Origin of the sequence: Bacteroides sp. An19 (genome assembly GCF_002160215.1) — a bacterium.
Classification (GTDB): domain Bacteria; phylum Bacteroidota; class Bacteroidia; order Bacteroidales; family Bacteroidaceae; genus Phocaeicola; species Phocaeicola intestinalis.
In genome coordinates, this window is sequence record NZ_NFKD01000008.1 from 45,200 (window position 1) to 62,304 (window position 17,105).

The window sequence follows — 17,105 nt, forward strand, 5'->3', positions numbered from 1 at the left end:
TTCAATTTTACCTTGTCTGTCAGCCGCCAAAATAGATTACCCTGCCATTCGGCCTGCCTCCCAAGAAATCAAAGATGTTCGGCTCGTCAAAATAGATGCCCATGTCGGCGTAATAGGCTTCCTCTGGGTCTTCAGGCACGGTGTAGAGGTCTTCATAAAGACTGATCCGCTTGCCAAAGGTGGTGGTGAAATAAGTGAACTTGGCTGCATCCTGTTCTTTCTTCACGATATCGTTCCAATTGGCTTCACCGTTCCATATCGGCAGGGCTTCCTCGTTGAGCCATACGGCAGAACCGCTTATGTATGTTTTGTTATTATAGGTAACAAGCTGGACGGCAAGATAATGGCTGGGCACGTCTTTGGGAACGGGTGTCGGGAAAATTACATTCTGGAACACACGACCGTCCCTATGGCGCAAGGTAAGCACATTTTCATTGTTTCGTCCTATGACCGTATAAGTGTCCAACTGTTCGGCATGGATGGCATCAAGTGTTTCTGCCGCTTCCATCAGCAAAGCCTTTTCCTCCGCTTCCACAAAAGAAGTTTCATAACGGAACTGTTTGGCAATGGTAACCGCCAAAGAATCACCGCGCTTGTCACACCAGTTGAAGGCAAGGTCTGCCCACAGCATTTGCCGGGCGGTCTGCCAGTCTCCCGTAAGCCTGCGGAACATCATTTCCCTGAAACGCAAGTCTGGGAAGATGCGCCACATCACTTGGTCTTCCTGTGGAAACCATGTCAGCATTTCGCCCAAACGGGAGAAATCGCCTGACAGTACACATGCCGTCATCCACCCACGAAGGGCACTGCAAGGAGCTTTTGTCACGGCTTCAGATACGAACCTGTCCACTTGGGAGGTGGCTTCCGCGCTCATGTCCAAACTCTCGCACCAGCTGGACACCACATTGCCCACGCTGCGGTACCTGTACTCGTAAACGCCGTCAAGCCCGATAGAAACGGTGTTCTCCGTATAGAGCAGCAAGAAAAGAATAAGCTGCTCGTCGAATGCCGCCGCTTCTTGTTCTACCAAACGGTGCAGCCTGACGTAGATTTCATAAAAGAAAGCCACATCGCCGTCAACGTTCATGGACGGATGGTGAAGGCGTTTCCATTCGGAGGAGAATTGGACAAATGTAAACATTTTATTTTAGGTAACAAGTTGACCAGTTGACGAGTTAACGAGGTTTTAGATGCCATTAATGAAACTATTCAGAACCTTGTTGCCTTGTCAACTGATACCTTGTCAACTTCAATTGTGCAACCACACCGTCCGCAGATACCTGCGCCATACGGCAAGATGGTTGGTGGTATTGATTTCCTTGCAGATGCGGACACAGGTTTTTATCAATTGGTCCTTTGCCGCCTCTTTTTCTTGCGCTGACGACCGGATGGCAAATACGTTCAGCAACTCTTCGCCGACCTTGAAATTCGGTACTGCTTTTACGGCTGAATCAGGTTCCGTCAATACCTTATATAAAGTAGGCGCGTAATTACGGAAAGACTCGATGAGCTTTTCCGTTTCTGTAAGGGTAACCTCGTTACGGACTTTCTGCACCTTACCGGAAACCAACTTCTCGTTGGCTTTTCCTGCCGTGAGGAAATACTCGCGGAGAAAATCGTCCCAGTTGGCGAAGAAAACGAGGTTTCCCATCTCTTCCCTCATGCCGATATGGGCATAATACGCAGTGTTGGTTTTTCCGTCCTCCTGTCGGCTGGGGTAATAAACCTCTTCGGTGATGTCCACCTTGCGGATGATTTCCGCAAAATCCTTATGTTGCAACTCTACCTCATTCTTGTCTTCTTCCATCTCTATTCCGGATGTGGGCGTAAGGAACGGGCGGAAGGTAATCCGCGGCCAGTTTTCCTTCACATATCCGGGCGTGTCATGCTCGTAGCGGGCAAGGTTTATCAGGAGTTCGGCTTCTTTGGTGGTCAGTTTGGCAAGACGGTCAGCCAAAGCCTTTTCTTCTTGTTTCTGAAGATACTTGCAAAGAGCCTCCAACGACAGGTCGGCGGCAAGATGCTCCATCAGCTCATACAGCATGGGCTGTGTGCGTTCTCTGTAGCCACAGCCTTGCAGAATGCCGACAAGCAGGTCAACAGCCCGCCCTTTCTCCGTACCGATGGACAATCGGTCACCCTCGGCATTGTGAAGGCGGATGACATGGAGGTCAGAAGCATTTGGGTAGGTGACGGTCAGCCAACTGCCCGGCATTATGCCCTGAACACGGAACACCAGTCCTTTTTTCTTGTGGAAGCGGCAGATGTATCCTTCACACCCGGCAAGCGGGCCATCAACCACACGGACTATCTCGTTCGGCTCGTCCATTTTCGCATTGAACGCATAATCCGTATAAGAACGCTCCAACACTATCACCTTGTCGGCATAGTTCTCGTTGTAGTCGCGGAAAGCACGAATTTGGGATTCGGGTATGATGCAAGCGACAGCTTTCTCGTCCGGCGTGCGCTTTCGGTTGTACCAAATATAAGCACCGGAATCGTTGTCACGGAGAAACTCAGCCAACGCGCCTTGGGTGGCAAGCACAAACACATAGCCGTCGAAAAAGGGCTGCCGCTGCTCGTTGTCACCACGGCGCACATAGACCTTGGTATGCGTAGGACAATAGACTTCCAATATATTCCGTATCTTGCCCTTTTCGCGCTCGATGAGTGCACACAGTTCCGTTTCATGTCCGGGTTTGGTGCAAACAAGAAACCAATGGTAATCGACTGTGTTGAGTTTGTCGGACAACATGATGGATTTACGATTTGCAAAGTACTATTTACGGTGGTTTATCCCATTTACAACACACCAAATCGTAAATTATAAATAGACGAATTGTAAATGAACAAGGCGTTCCTTACGCTACCCCCATGACAATCGCATGATGGCTGACTGATACCTCTCCGAATTTGAATCACCACGCTTTGCAAACATTTTTAGGACGTTCTTAGGCGTTGTTTACAGTATTCTTTAGGTTTAGCGGCAGCATTCCGGAGTAAAAACTCAGCAACAATGGCCTGCCGTTGTTATGTGACGAGAAGAACAAAGCGCAATGCGCTTTAACATTTTTGTTCCCATATCACAAATCTTTAGTTTTCAATCAATTAAGTATCTTATAGTTCGCCGCTTTACCATAGTTTTATATTATGAAACGGCAGGTTTTTATAATACACTGATATTCAGCGGATATCAAGCCTTGGTTTTCTTAATTAGTCGAACAAATGCAGCTTTTGGAAAATTTTAATCACTAATCTTGAAAAAAATTAGGCCGTAAATTCCTTAGTATTAAATCTTTTTATTACATTTGCAACGTGTTTTGCCGCTTCATAATATACAGTGGCAGGTTTTGTCGAACAGATTCCAGTCGTTTTATTTGCGAAAAATCTTGCCAATCAGTTGACGGTTGGCTTTCACAACACCCTCCGTGTCAATGGACGAAAGGTAGATTTGCGTGGTTTTTAAACTTTCATGCCCCAAACCCTTACTAACGATGGACAGGCTGACTCCCATGTCCCGCATCGTGCTTGCCCAGCAATGCCTTCCTACATACGTTGTGAGCGGAACCTGCAGCCCCACCATGTCGCCGATTCTCTTCAGCAGACGGTTCACCTTATGTTCCATCCGCTCATATTGCCGGCGTTCCGTGCCGTCCTGCTTGGTGATGATGGGCAGCAGATAAGGACTACCGACAGTCAGGTGGGCGTAGGTGTCCACAATCTCCTGCATGACCGGTTCCCATCCGATGGAAATGCTCTGCCCTGTCTTCTTGCGGCTGTATTGCAGCAGCCCGTTCTTGATGTCATTCTTCTTCAGATACGCCATGTCTACGAACGAGATGCCTTGCAGGTAGATGCAGAGCATGAATAGGTCACGGGCAAAGGAAAGGTCGGAACCGTCCGGCAAGTTGAGCCTTCTGATGGTCCGTATGGTATCTAACGGGAGGGCGCGTTTCACGGTAGAGGCAAAGCCCGTGAAGACATGGCGGAAGATGTCCTTGTCGGTTGCCAGCCCCTTTTCCACCGCCTTGCGGTAAAGGGTGCGCAAGGTGCGCAGGTAGCACGATGATGAATTTCGCTTCACGCCCTGTTCTTTCAGCCATGCCTCATATTGGTTCATCAGTTCCGCGTCCAATGCGTCTATGGCGATGTCCTCGCCGTTACGGTAACGAGAGAAGCTCGCCAAGGCATCACGATAGGTCTTGGCTGTACCCAGCCTGCCGATGCGGAGCTTTTTCGCCACCATGCCGTGGATAAAGCCGAACCACGTTGGGCAAGGCGGGAGCAGCCGAAAGGCCGATGCAATGTCGTCCGCCGTATATTCCACCATTGCCTGCTCCTTTTCCGTAATCAATGAAGTGATTTGTTTGCAGTCCCACCGTACCTTGGAGGCAATCAGTTGCAGTTCCGCCTGCCGTTCCGGCGTGCCGGTGATGCGGATGAACGAAGTCCGCCCGTCCCATTCCTCTGGTGTGATATGATAATCGGTATAAATAGCTCTCGTGCTTCTGCGGTGTGTCACTTGGAAATACATAGTGCCAGGCTTGCCTTCAGCGGTAGAAGGGCGGAATTTTAGTTTGAATGTTGCCATGATGTCTGATTTTAAATTTGTAGTCCAAATGAAAATATACAGAAGCGGTCGTTATTTAGCATTTTGTCCTGAATAGTTTGTCTGTGTAATGCCGGGCATTATTCGGTTGCCTATTTCCTTCTTTCCAGTTTCAAGGCTCGAACAGCAAGGCTAACTCGACCCTCCTGCGCCGCTCAATGCCGGGAATGACCTTTCCTTTCCATTTTCGGAAAGACACGTATTCTTTGAAAATATCCCGGTCTCCACGTTCTAATTTGCATCTGTATGAAATATGTGGAAACGCGGGATTTTGAAAAAGTGGATGAGGTGAAGCGCGACGTATTGGCTCTTTACCGCAATGACATCCGCAAATATGCTGACAATCAAGAAACGAAAGTCGCCGCCATTTTTGAAGAGATTCCGAGGCAATTGCAGAAGCATGAAAAGAAATTTGTCTTGTCCGCATTGCATAGTGAAGCCCGTATGCGTGATTCTTGGTTAGTTTAACTGATAATGCAGAGATAACAAAACCATCTGAAAGTTCCAAGAAACGGCTAACAAAAAAGTAACATAAAAAACAAAACACCTACGGCGTAATGAAAGCCAACCGGAAAATGATTGACAAGATTTGGGGAAAATAAAAGCCTGTTCCGAATTTATCATGTGAACCATCAAGCCAAGAAAAACTTTTGTAGAAATTCAAAACAGTTTCTAAATTTTTTTCTTATCTTTGCAACGAAATCACCGCTTCATACATACAAACCATAGTGAAGCGGCAAGATTGGATCAAGTTAACAAACTGAATATTAAAACCTTGTGATATGGAAGCAATATACTTGAAGCACATGATGCTTTATTCTTCTTGTCACATAAAAACGGTAGACCATTGCTGCTGAGTTTCGTCCAGAATCCTACCGCTACACCTGGAAAAAGGTACTTCAGAACTTTCATGCAATTGTCATGAAGGGAACATGGGAAATACATTTAAATGAAGCATACAAATGATCGACAAACTCAATCATTTGGATTACTGCTGGTACGTTGTGCGCACCCGGCCTCGTCAGGAAAAAAAGTTTGTAAAACTTTTAGAACAATACAAGGCGAAGTCTAAAAACATTCTCGAAGTCTATGCACCTACCCATACCACAGTCACAGTCCGTGGTGACAATGGCGACAAGCAGGCACCCTTGTTTGTGGGAATTGTATTTGTACTTGCTACCCAAAAATCGTTGATAGACTTTATGGAAGAACACGCTATGGAGGGCGTTGTGCAGTACGAGCGCAAAACAGAGAAAGGAGAAAAGACACGCATGCGTGTTATCCCTGAAGAACAAATGCGCGCTTTCCGGGATTTCAACGAAAACTACGCAGAGCAGATGATTATCCTTGAACGACCATACACCGACTATGCATTCAACCCCAAGACAGGTAACCCCAACGAAATTGTGCGCGTCATAGACGGTCCGCTAAAAGGACGGGAAGGATATATCGCCCGCTTCCGCAGAGATAAACGGCTGGTGTTCCAAATGCGGGGACTAAAGAAAGACAGTTACCTCACCGTTTCCCTTCCCAACATCTGGAACTTCCACGTAGTCCGCCTGCACAATGCCGAAGGCGACCGTTTGTCCATCGGTACCGAAAAAGGACGTGCCATCGACCTGCTAATCGGTATCCTGCAAGCCTGCGGCTATGGCGAACAGACACTCCCCTTACTCTACGAAATCATAGACAACCTGACGGTCAGACCCTCATTGGTTTCCCTTTGCCAAGACCTTCATAAAAAAGGCGACACAGCCTTAAGCATGCGACTGGCACAAATAAACGGCAATGAGGCAGAACTCATCCTGAATCTCGTGCGCTACGAGCATGACAATCCCGGCTATGTAAGGCAAAACTGGCAGAAGCTCGTTCTCCGTCCGTACCTCACTCCGACAGCAGGTATAACATTGGAAGACAGCCAAGACGAGACAAAGCTTCAGCATACACACTTTACGGAAATCATCCGTAAAATAGAAATAACAGAAGAAGCTTACTACCCCAGCAAGAAAAAAAACGAAAGCATTACTACGACTTATTATGCGCACATCGGCATCCTGAAGGATAAGGAAAAAGACGAATATACATTCTTCGCCAACTGGGACGAATTCCTCGGCGAATACTTCCTGACGGCAGAAAAAGCCAACGAAAAACTGGTTAGCGGAACCATCCGAACTGCTCACGGGAACAATACGGACAACGGAAAGCAAGAAAAGCTCATCGAGTCTTTCCGCAACTACGCCCCTTCCCTCTATAAGGTATTGACGGATACGTCTTCGGCAGTAAAAGCCATACAAAGGCTTACAATCGGTACAGATACCTTGAATGTGATGGCAATAACGACCACCGACCCCGAAAAAGGTAAAAACGAATTGATAAAGACATGCACCGATATCTGCCAGGAGATAAACACCACCACACACCTTGCTATATGGCGCAGGTACTTGCGGACGGTATGGCTGCATCAATAAACCGTCGGAGAAATCAAGAAAAAATAGAGAATAATCTGAGAGCCTGTTTTAAGAGACTGTGTCTTGAATTTATCGCGTGCTGATTCGGAACCTCATAACTGCGTTGCTTGTAAGATTATTAATCTTCACGCCGAAAGATTATTAATCTTCAAGCTGTAAGATTAATAATCTTACAAACGATGCAGCTATATTGCGGAGAGAACAAAGCTTGCTTGACATGCCGGATATGTAAGCCAGCATAATTGAAGAAGCGGATTTGCAACCCAATGTAACACCAACTGTGTGTATTCCATAAAATGCACATTCACACACGGTTCAAAGTATAACTATTTATTTTATTCATGGAAAACACTTCTGCAAACAACAAGCGCATAGCCAAGAATACGCTGCTGCTGTACTTCCGCATGCTTTTCATGATGGCAGTCAGTCTCTACACTTCACGTGTCGTGCTGAATGCTCTTGGAGTAGAAGATTTCGGGATTTATAATGTGGTTGGCGGAGTGGTTATGATGTTTACAATCATATCAGCTTCATTGTCTTCTTCAATCAGTAGATTTATAACATATGAATTAGGAAAAGGTGATACAAGTAAGCTTCGAAAAATATTTTCAGCGTCTCTTACCATCCAATTATTATTGTCTCTTATAATTGTCATCCTGATAGAATCATTTGGCGTATGGTTTTTAAATACAAAAATGACAATTCCAACAAATCGACTTATTGCTGCTAATTGGACCCTACAGTTTTCAATAATTACTTTTGTAATAAATCTAATAAGTGTGCCTTATAATGCTACAATTATTGCACATGAAAGTATGTCAGCATTTGCTTATATTAGTATATTGGAGGCATTAAGCAAACTTGCTATAGCTTTTTTGATTACAATCTCACCAATAGACAAGTTAGTCTTTTATGCGATATTAATGTGTTCAGTTGCAATTATAATCCGTTTAGTATATGGTTATTATTGTAAGAAGCATTTTGAAGAATGCAACTATCATTTCTATTGGGATATGGAAATTTTAAAAAAAATGTTCGGCTTTGCAGGATGGAATTTTATCGGTGCTTCAGCCGGTGTATTGAGGACTCAAGGAACTAACATTTTGTTAAATATTTATTTTGATCCAATGGTAAATGCAGCACGAGGCATAGCTGTCCAAGTAAATAATGCTATTTCAAGTTTTTCAAATAACTTCTTAATGGCAGTAAATCCTCAAATAATAAAATCATATTCACAAAATGATCTAAAACGCTCTTTTAAATTAGCTATATATAGTGCACGTTTTTCATTTTTATTATTGACCATAATTTCTTTTCCTATAATATGCGAGACAACCTACATACTAGAATTATGGCTAAAAATAGTACCCGATTATTCCGTGAATTTTGTAAGATTGACTTTGATTCTAACAATTGTAGAAGTTATTAGTTTGCCATTAGTTACACTTCAACAAGCAACAGGAAAAATTAAAAATTACCAAATCGTTGTTGGAACAATGCACATGATGAATTTCCCAATTTCACTTATTTTGCTTCATTATGGATTTAGACCAGAAACGGTTTATATCGTTGCAATATCATTGGCATTGTTGACCTTATATGCCCGTCTATTTATGCTAAAGCGCATAGTTGATATATCGATAAATTTATTTAACAAAGAAGTGATGTTTAGAAATACATTAGTCTTTTTATTAATGACCATTGCCTATTTATTTCTTAAAAAAAACATCAGTCCTACATTTTGGGGAGTCTTGATATCCCTTGCCATTTCATCCATATTAACGATTTTAATCGGCGTAAAGAAATCCGAATTTAAATATGTCATAACTAAAATCTTTAAAAAGAAATGAAAAAGCGGTTGTATATTTTAGCACCAAATGATAGGTTTAATTATGGGGATTTATTATTCCCGCACATTATAACATACTATTTTTCCAAAATCTTTGATGATGTTGTATATGTATCAACAACAGCATCAGATTTGTCTGAAAAAGGCGGTATAAAAACTAAAGAATATTCTGAATTATTCAAAACTGACAAAGAATGGGAAAATCATTTGATTGTTGCTGGAGGTGAATCACTATGCGTACGTTGGTTCACTATCTTATCATACATTTTTCCATGGGTTGATTATTTATATCGCTTTTCTTCAAAGGTTTCAAAAATTCCGCTTGGATGCTATTTTAAAGATATATGCGCTTCATTTGTGAAATATGTTTTTAAAACAAAAACATGCTTTGTCTTTTCCGTAGGTAAAAATGAATTGCCTCAATTTAAGACTATTGCATATAATGCATTGGGAGGATCATGGCTATTACACTCAGATGAACTGGACAATCCTAAAGTACAAGAAATTCTTAAAAGCGTTGATTATTTCGCTGTAAGAGACAATGAAACAAGTAAAGCACTTACACTACGACATATTAAACATTCGATATGTCCAGACTCAGCAATACTAATGTCTGAAGTTTTTAACGAAGATATACTACGAGCTAAAATAACTGTATCAAAAGATATAATAAATAGCAATTATATATTTTTCCAAGGTAATTTAAACTTATGGAAAGGGAAATATGATCTTGCTGCAAATCAACTCATTAACATATCTAAAGTATTAGGTTGTACAATATGCTTATGCCCTATTGGAACGGCTCTTGGACATTCTGATCAAATTGCACTTAAAAATATAGCAAAAAAAATGGGGGAAAACTATTTCTTAATTAATCAGCCAAACATATTTGATATCATGTGGCTAATCAAACACTCTCAGATGTATATAGGATCAAGTTTACACGGAACTATAACGGCTATGAGTTTTGGGGTACCTTATGTGGGTTATGGTGCAAGAAAATTAAAAGCATATATTGAACAATGGACAGATTCCAACATAAAATTATTCTCTCAAAAAAACTCTTTATCTGAAACATCGATCAATGTATATAAAAGTTCATTCATCGACCGGAATGCTGAACGGCAAAAATCTAATGTTATAGAAAAATTTCATGAATTAGCTGAATTATACCAATAAACTACCCTTTCTTTATGTATATATTAATATTGAATTTTTTCGCATATCTACTCACTTTGATTATATATGCTAAACACAAAAGAAAAATTGATTTAGGATTTTTATGTATTTCAGCTTTCACATTATCAAGCCTTGGGGCATGTTGGTATTATTCATTTGATTTAGTCCCATTGTATTACCCTAACATCAGAATAGTTCCATTAATATATATATACGCTCTCGTGTTGTTATGTATCACGCCATTTATAAGATTAAGATTAGACAAAATAAAGAAATTCGATTCCACAGGTTATGAAGATATTTTCAATGCACTGTCTACTATTTTTGGATTGTGTTCTGTACCAGTATTTATAAATTTACTAATAAACTTAGCTACAAGATCATTCACAGGAAATGTTCTGAACTCCATGTATGAAAGCAATATAGACAATGCAACCTCAATATTTTTTCCACCAGTAAAACTTTTTTTTTCAGTAATTAGGCGATTCTACGATCTAATCGTCTTCCTTCTCTGTTATAATGTTTTTTTAAAAAAGCATACTAAATATAACAAAATTGTAAATACCTGTCTTCTGCTAGGAGTATTATCTTTTTTTCTATATGCATTCCAAGCAGGTAGCAGAGGAGGAATTGTGAAAGATTGCACTGTAGCTATTGGATATTTCCTAATATTTAGTAGTATATATAATAGTGGTATTTGGAAAAACATTGTAAAAAAAATAAGAATAACAGCAATCGTTGTATTTAGTAGTATTGTATTAGGTCTTTCAGCTATATCAATATCACGTTTTACCACAGGAGAATTAAGTACATCCAACATATATATGTCACAATGGATTTCTCAATATTTGGGTGAAGGGATGATACGGTTTTCAGATGTTTTATGGCCATTAGAGAAAGATTTAAATGGAGATAAAAACTTTTCTTATATAAAGTCATTATTAAACGGTAATGGATATAAAAACAATGATATAGCCAATGATGTCTATGAAAGCAGAATAGGTATCAAAACAAGTGTATTTTACACCTTTATTGGATCATTTTACTTGGATTTCAACGTGTTAGGAACAATAATAGTATGTGTTTTAATATTTTTCTTTTTAAACTCAATCTGCAATAAAATAAAGATTAAACAAAAAATAGGATTTATTGAACTAATTATAATTGTAAAGTTTTTTTGCTTATTTGTTACAGGTTTTACTTCTAATGTATATGCAGTTATGTCTGTTCAACAAGATGAATTTATTTTTTGGCTATGCATCTCAATTATTTTCTTAATGCGTGTAATCACATCTATTTCGCACGGAAGATTAAAATATTAACAAAGCAATTGTAGAGTATAATAAAACTACAGTTGTTTATTAGATAAATATAATGATAATCAGATGTTTAAATCAACAAGTCCTAACAATTAAAAGAAATGAACACAATAGAATATTGACTTTCACTTATATATCTATACTCTTGCTTTCTGCAATATTTCCATTGAGAATAATTACTGTTAACAAAATTATCCACTGAATAGTTATAAAATATTGAATCTATAAAGCAAATTATATGAATAATAGAAATACTTTAGCAATCATAATTCCAGCCTATAAATCAAAATTTCTATCAGAAGCATTAGACTCGATAGCTGCACAGACTTGCAAAAACTTCACGCTTTATATAGGTGATGATTGTAGCCCCAATAATATTAAAGAAATTGTAGAACAATATAATGATAAAATAAATATTGTATATCAGCGATTTAACTCAAATCTTGGAAGTAAGGATCTCGTAGCACAATGGGAACGCTGTATTGATATGGTGCAAGATGAGGAATGGATTTGGCTTTTCTCAGATGATGACGTAATGGATTTAAACTGCGTTGAAGAATTCTATAAGACTATAAAGAATAATCCCAATAATGGATTAATACATTTTAATGTAAATCGTTTAAACAATTCCACTAATACCATAGATGAATTACCACTATTCCCAAAAAAATGTTCTACACGATATTATATTGATGAAAAATTAAAAGGGCATTTGATTAGCTTTGTCATTGAGTTTGTAATTAGAAAAGACATTTTTTATGCACAAGGAAGGTTTCAAAATTTTGATTTAGCATGGGGAAGTGATTTTATCAGTTGGATAAAATTCTCAAATGTTACAAACGGAATCATAACTTGTAATAATGCAAAAGTCCAATGGCGCAAAAGCGATGAAAACATATCTCCCAATAAAGAAAATTCTATTTTATATAGAAAAATTAAGTCTCTAATTTTAAACACCAAATGGATTTCAGACTTCGCAAAAGACAAAGGATATGGCAATAGAACTTTTTATATGAAACGTCCTTTAGGTGAGATATTAAAAGAAAGAAAGAATTTGACGCAAAAACAAAAAAAAGACTTATTAAGTTATTATAACAAGATTCTAAACCCAACTCATAGTTGCAAATTACTAATGTTTTGTTTGAAATTTTTATAACAGCAAATTGCTATGATTTTAAATCCATAAATACCACAGATTATGCAGATTTCTTATGCATAAGAACATTAAAATCAAGCAAATGATTATCCTATGTTTTTCAAAAACTTACACTTGAAGTATTTCATTATAAGAAATACACAATGTAGGCATTTAATAGATGCTTTAAATCGTATTGTAAATCTACCAGCAAATAACATTTTGATAAATAAAAAATTATCCTTTAAAGGTATTTGCTGTTATAAATAACCAAAACCTCAAAAATGTTTTAATAATACTTTGAATTCATGTCTAATATTTTATTTGTAGCAACTAGTTCTTGGGCGGGAATGGGGCCATATGCGAGTGAAATAATCAATGCATTCTGTCCAAAAGACAAGGTAAAATACTTTTTAGTTGAAGACGAAAGACATTATTTCAGTAAAAATATAGCTGAAGAAATGCGAAACAATGGCATCATTATATACCGTAAAAATTCCAATATAAACAAGTTATGTGATTTAATTTATCCATCAAAAAAAATTTCACGGCTTTTGTTCAAATACTGTGATGAAAATGAAGTTGATACAATACATTTCATGACAAGTGAAGTCCCATATGGAAAAATAATAACGGATTTGTCTAAAAAGTATAAAGTCTTTTTCACGGTTCACGATTTACATCCGCATGAAGCAAATAAGGCTTTTTATAAGATGTTGCGACAAAAATTAATGTATAAGAAATTAGATAAAATCAGAAAATCTATCAACAATTTAGTCACCAATAGTAACACACAAGAAAAAGAACTGAAAGCAATGTTTCCGCATAAAAATATTTATTATTTTGACTTTCCGTCACTAGTGAATAGTACTATAATTACTGGTCAATCCTCCCCATTGGAACTTGCAGGCAAAAACAATTATGTATTGTATTTTGGACGCATTGAAAAATATAAAGGTGTTGATTTAGCTTACAGGGTATTTACAGAATCTACCGCACTAAAAAACGTAACTCTCGTAATAGCAGGAAGTGGTGACATATATTTCCCAAGAAACTTGAATAAAGAAGATAACATCATTTTTATCAATCGCTATATAAATGATGATGAAGTAGCTTATCTTTTTAAGAATGCATTAGTAACAATATATCCATATCTCTCAGCCACTCAGTCTGGAGTACTTTCTCTTTCTTGTTATTTTGGCAAACCAATAATAGCTTCAGATATTCCTTTTTTCATGATGGTTTCAGAACTAGAATTTGGAAGAAATTTCAAAAAAGGGAATGTGGAAAATATGCAAGAAAAGATTCTAGATTTGTTAAAAGATAATTTGAATCTCATTTCTGCACGCGAAAGAAAGTATTACGATTCGCATTACTCTAAAAATTGTTTAAGAGAAAAATTATTATCAATATATAATCTATGAAACCCATAGCCCTCGTAACCTGTTATTTTCATCACAATTACGGAAGTATGCTGCAAGCATACGCTACCGAAATGATTATGCAGCAGATGCACTTGCCTTATCAAACCATTGCTTGTAAAGCTCCAATAGATTATATGGAAGAAAACAAAGCAATTTACATTGTCAAGAAATTGCTTATTGGCGACTGGAAGATGCGGCTTGGCAAGATGAAGATAGAACGGGAAAAGAAAAAGAATCCGATTTTTGCCCGAAATTGGACAATACGTGATGAAGCGTTCAATCTGTTTGCGAAAGAATCGTTTCATCTTTCACCTTATTGCAAGAACCGTGCGGAGTTGAAAGCAATGGCAAACGATTATTCGGCTATCCTTGTAGGAAGTGACCAGTTGTGGCGTACGGATAGTGTGGAGCATGGCTATTATACATTGGAATGGGTACCTGACAATGTACGGAAGATAGCTTATTCTACCAGTATCGGTGTAAAAGAAGTGCCTTGGTTTCAAGTAGAAAAGAACAGACGTTTTATGAATCGGTTCGACTATATTGCCTTACGTGAGCAAAGTGCTTGTGATTTGGTTTATAAGCTGACTGGACGTAAAGTGCAGGTGGTGCTTGACCCTACGCTGTTGTTTACGGGAGAACAATGGATGAATATCCAACAGATAGAGCCATTGACTACGGATAACTATATTTTCTGTTATCTATTAGGAAACAATCCCGACCAGCGTACATTAATCAAACAGGTACAGAAAAAAACAGGATTGAAAATTGTAGCTTTACAACATTTGGACGAATATATACCGTCGGACGAAGGCTTTGCCGATGAAGCACCCTATAATGTCGGACCACGGGAATTTCTTAATTATATTCGGAATGCAGACTATATATTTACCGATTCTTTCCATTGTTCGGTGTTTTCCATTCTCTATAAAAAACAGTTCTTTACGTTCAGCCGTTTCAGCGAGCGAGCTAAACAGAGCACAAATACACGTATAGACAATTTATTGAATCTGACAGAGTTGTCGCAAAGAAGAATCAATTCCCAAAGTGATTTGCACTCTATTTTGGATATGCCTTGTAATTATAAGGGAGTAGATGAAAGACTGGATATGTTAAGGCAATCTTCTATTGATTATTTACATACGGCTTTAAAAGGAATAAAATCATGATACCCAAAATTGTACATTATTGTTGGTTTGGCAATACTCCCAAGAATTATTTAGCAAATCGATACGTTAAATCTTTTAACAAATTGGGGGGGGGGGTAAAAATTATTGAATGGAATGAGCAAAATTGCGACTTGGACGAAAACAATTATATACGTGAAGCATACAATAATAAATTATGGGCATTTGTAAGTGATTATTTTCGATTAAAGGCTTTATATGATTATGGAGGTATTTATTTTGATACAGATGTGGAAGTGAAGAAAACTTTTCCAGAAAGTTTCTTTGAAGCTGATTTGGTGTTAGGGTATATGTATGAATGTGCTATTTCGACGGCTGTCATTATGGCTAAACCCAAACATCCTTATATCAAAGGATTATTGGATTTATACCGAACAATGCCTTTCCACAAAAATACACCTAATAATACAGTCTTTAATGACTATACTTTTGCAAACTATCCGAATTTTCGTCTGAACGGTAAAGCCAGAGAGTTTGCTCCTAGATGTTTCATTTATCCGCGTTTCTATTTTGAAGTCCCTACTTTAGGCAAAGAGGGTGGATATAGTGTACATCATTTTATGGGGTCTTGGCATGGGAAAAAGACAAAAACGAAAGAGTTGCTGAGAAAAACTTTTAAATGGTGTCGGTTTCATTGTTTCTTATTGGATTGGGTTTATCAGAATTATTTCCGCAATAAATTGCTTAAACGTTCGGGTTATTATAAAAGATATGTACAAGATTTAGATAAAGCAGACTAATGATTACCATTACAGATAAATCACAATGTTGCGGTTGTTGGGCTTGTGAAAATGTATGTCCCAAGAGTTGCATTCGCATGGAAGAAGATAATGAAGGTTTTCGTTACCCTAAAGTAAATACAGAAAAGTGCATTGAATGTGGACTATGCGAAAAAGTGTGCCCGATAAAGCAACCGAGACAGAACGATACAGTTCCTGAAAGTTTTGTGGTGCAGAATAAAAACGCTCAAATTTTACGTAACAGCACATCGGGTGGTTTTTATTCTGCCATTGCTAATTATGTGATAGAGAAAGGAGGGGTTGTATTCGGGGCTGCATTCGATGAAAATATGACTCTGCGTCATACATATAGTGAAACATTGGAAGGATGTACTCGGTTTCGTGGTTCGAAATATGTACAAAGCCTGATAGGGGATAGTTATACGCAGGCAAAAAAGTTTTTGGATGCAGGTAGGCTGGTGGTATTCAGTGGTACTCCTTGTCAGGTAGCTGGGTTATATGGTTATCTTAGGAATCGGAAATATGAAAATTTAATAACCGTGGACTTGGTGTGCCACGGCACACCAAGTCCACGGTTATTACGAAAATATTTGGCATACCATGCCACCTTGGCAAAAAGCAAAGTGGTGGATTATCGGTCAAGAGACAAATATTATGGATATGATTTCAGTACGGCTACCATCACGTTTGCCGATGCATCCAAACAATATCATAAAGGAAAAGAATCTGACCTGATGTTAGGATTGTACTTCAAAGATTTAATATCACGACCCAGTTGTTATCAGTGTCATTTCAAAACATTGCACCGAATAAGTGATATCACGATATTCGATTGTTGGGATGCTTCTTCAGTTTCAAAGAAATTCAGTAATAAAGGAGCGACAAATGTGTTTATTCATACAGAAAAAGGCAAAGCTGTTTTTGAACAATTAAAAAGCGATTTTATATGGGCACCTTCAAACATAGTCCCTATCATAAAACGGGACGGAGTTATGATAAAACATTGTGTTCCAATGAATCCGAAACGTGATGATTTTTTCAGAGATTTAAAAAATTGCTCTATAATCGAGATTGAAAAGAAATATTTACCTAAATCTAATCTGAAAAATCTATCAGCCCACTTCAAACCTTTCCTCTATAAAGCCGGTATTTTTTCAATCTATCTGTCTTTGAAAAGAAAATTCTTTTAGAAAAT

13 protein-coding genes and 1 pseudogene are annotated in these 17,105 nt (G+C 38.4%); 10 read left to right on the forward strand and 4 right to left on the reverse strand.

Annotated features, from left to right (window positions below; all coding sequences use genetic code 11):
• Window positions 1-19: 19 nt before the first annotated feature.
• The 4 genes and pseudogenes from B5F25_RS05350 to B5F25_RS22405 all read right to left on the reverse strand — a co-directional run.
• A complete protein-coding gene (locus tag B5F25_RS05350) occupies window positions 20-1,141 on the reverse strand; it encodes a hypothetical protein (RefSeq protein WP_087248130.1) in 1,122 nt (373 codons plus the stop codon).
• Window positions 1,142-1,249: 108 nt separating this feature from the next.
• A complete protein-coding gene (locus B5F25_RS05355; RefSeq protein ID WP_087248132.1) occupies window positions 1,250-2,755 on the reverse strand; it encodes a transcription termination/antitermination NusG family protein in 1,506 nt (501 codons plus the stop codon).
• Between the two features lie 618 nt (window positions 2,756-3,373).
• Window positions 3,374-4,591 carry a site-specific integrase gene (locus B5F25_RS05360; RefSeq protein WP_087248134.1) on the reverse strand — a complete coding sequence of 406 codons (1,218 nt, stop codon included), beginning with the start codon at window positions 4,589-4,591 and terminating at the stop codon, window positions 3,374-3,376.
• Window positions 4,592-4,721: 130 nt separating this feature from the next.
• Window positions 4,722-4,847, reverse strand: a pseudogene (locus B5F25_RS22405) (glycoside hydrolase); the annotation flags it as partial.
• Between the two features lie 8 nt (window positions 4,848-4,855).
• Between B5F25_RS22405 and B5F25_RS05370 the strand changes: the two are divergent.
• The 10 genes from B5F25_RS05370 (at window position 4,856) to B5F25_RS05415 (ending at window position 17,100) form a co-directional block, all read left to right on the forward strand.
• The gene (locus B5F25_RS05370; protein ID WP_206423528.1) at window positions 4,856-5,077 is read left to right on the forward strand and encodes a hypothetical protein; all 222 of its coding nucleotides are present in this window, start codon (window positions 4,856-4,858) and stop codon (window positions 5,075-5,077) included.
• 494 nt (window positions 5,078-5,571) lie between these two features.
• The gene (locus tag B5F25_RS05375; RefSeq protein ID WP_087248136.1) at window positions 5,572-7,077 is read left to right on the forward strand and encodes a transcription termination/antitermination NusG family protein; all 1,506 of its coding nucleotides are present in this window, start codon (window positions 5,572-5,574) and stop codon (window positions 7,075-7,077) included.
• A gap of 341 nt (window positions 7,078-7,418) precedes the next feature.
• The gene (locus B5F25_RS05380; protein WP_087248138.1) at window positions 7,419-8,927 is read left to right on the forward strand and encodes an MATE family efflux transporter; all 1,509 of its coding nucleotides are present in this window, start codon (window positions 7,419-7,421) and stop codon (window positions 8,925-8,927) included.
• Complete coding sequence (locus B5F25_RS05385) at window positions 8,924-10,105, forward strand: polysaccharide pyruvyl transferase family protein (RefSeq protein WP_087248140.1); 1,182 nt, start codon at window positions 8,924-8,926, stop codon at window positions 10,103-10,105. The genes B5F25_RS05380 and B5F25_RS05385 overlap by 4 nt, the downstream gene beginning before the upstream one ends.
• A gap of 14 nt (window positions 10,106-10,119) precedes the next feature.
• Window positions 10,120-11,427, forward strand: a complete 1,308-nt coding sequence (locus tag B5F25_RS05390; protein WP_087248142.1) for an O-antigen polymerase — start codon at window positions 10,120-10,122, stop codon at window positions 11,425-11,427.
• A gap of 235 nt (window positions 11,428-11,662) precedes the next feature.
• Window positions 11,663-12,580, forward strand: coding sequence for a glycosyltransferase family 2 protein (locus B5F25_RS05395; RefSeq protein ID WP_087248144.1), 918 nt, complete (start codon window positions 11,663-11,665; stop codon window positions 12,578-12,580).
• 287 nt (window positions 12,581-12,867) lie between these two features.
• Entirely contained in the window at window positions 12,868-13,983 is a 1,116-nt protein-coding gene (locus tag B5F25_RS05400) for a glycosyltransferase (protein ID WP_087248146.1), read from the forward strand.
• Window positions 13,980-15,152, forward strand: a complete 1,173-nt coding sequence (locus tag B5F25_RS05405; RefSeq protein ID WP_087248147.1) for a polysaccharide pyruvyl transferase family protein — start codon at window positions 13,980-13,982, stop codon at window positions 15,150-15,152. The genes B5F25_RS05400 and B5F25_RS05405 overlap by 4 nt, the downstream gene beginning before the upstream one ends.
• A complete protein-coding gene (locus B5F25_RS05410; RefSeq protein ID WP_087248149.1) occupies window positions 15,149-15,910 on the forward strand; it encodes a glycosyltransferase in 762 nt (253 codons plus the stop codon). The genes B5F25_RS05405 and B5F25_RS05410 overlap by 4 nt, the downstream gene beginning before the upstream one ends.
• The gene (locus tag B5F25_RS05415) at window positions 15,910-17,100 is read left to right on the forward strand and encodes a Coenzyme F420 hydrogenase/dehydrogenase, beta subunit C-terminal domain (protein WP_087248151.1); all 1,191 of its coding nucleotides are present in this window, start codon (window positions 15,910-15,912) and stop codon (window positions 17,098-17,100) included. Before B5F25_RS05410 ends, B5F25_RS05415 begins: the two co-directional genes overlap by 1 nt.
• The last annotated feature ends 5 nt before the right edge of the window (window positions 17,101-17,105 follow it).

What these genes read in the sequence shown, in the direction of transcription:
- B5F25_RS05350 (WP_087248130.1), bottom strand. Translation starts at nt 1,141, where the DNA reads ATGTTTACATTTGTCCAATTCTCCTCCGAATGGAAACGCCTTCACCAT.
- B5F25_RS05355 (WP_087248132.1), bottom strand. Translation starts at nt 2,755, where the DNA reads ATGTTGTCCGACAAACTCAACACAGTCGATTACCATTGGTTTCTTGTT.
- B5F25_RS05360 (WP_087248134.1), bottom strand. Translation starts at nt 4,591, where the DNA reads ATGGCAACATTCAAACTAAAATTCCGCCCTTCTACCGCTGAAGGCAAG.
- B5F25_RS05370 (WP_206423528.1), top strand. Translation starts at nt 4,856, where the DNA reads ATGAAATATGTGGAAACGCGGGATTTTGAAAAAGTGGATGAGGTGAAG.
- B5F25_RS05375 (WP_087248136.1), top strand. Translation starts at nt 5,572, where the DNA reads ATGATCGACAAACTCAATCATTTGGATTACTGCTGGTACGTTGTGCGC.
- B5F25_RS05380 (WP_087248138.1), top strand. Translation starts at nt 7,419, where the DNA reads ATGGAAAACACTTCTGCAAACAACAAGCGCATAGCCAAGAATACGCTG.
- B5F25_RS05385 (WP_087248140.1), top strand. Translation starts at nt 8,924, where the DNA reads ATGAAAAAGCGGTTGTATATTTTAGCACCAAATGATAGGTTTAATTAT.
- B5F25_RS05390 (WP_087248142.1), top strand. Translation starts at nt 10,120, where the DNA reads ATGTATATATTAATATTGAATTTTTTCGCATATCTACTCACTTTGATT.
- B5F25_RS05395 (WP_087248144.1), top strand. Translation starts at nt 11,663, where the DNA reads ATGAATAATAGAAATACTTTAGCAATCATAATTCCAGCCTATAAATCA.
- B5F25_RS05400 (WP_087248146.1), top strand. Translation starts at nt 12,868, where the DNA reads ATGTCTAATATTTTATTTGTAGCAACTAGTTCTTGGGCGGGAATGGGG.
- B5F25_RS05405 (WP_087248147.1), top strand. Translation starts at nt 13,980, where the DNA reads ATGAAACCCATAGCCCTCGTAACCTGTTATTTTCATCACAATTACGGA.
- B5F25_RS05410 (WP_087248149.1), top strand. Translation starts at nt 15,149, where the DNA reads ATGATACCCAAAATTGTACATTATTGTTGGTTTGGCAATACTCCCAAG.
- B5F25_RS05415 (WP_087248151.1), top strand. Translation starts at nt 15,910, where the DNA reads ATGATTACCATTACAGATAAATCACAATGTTGCGGTTGTTGGGCTTGT.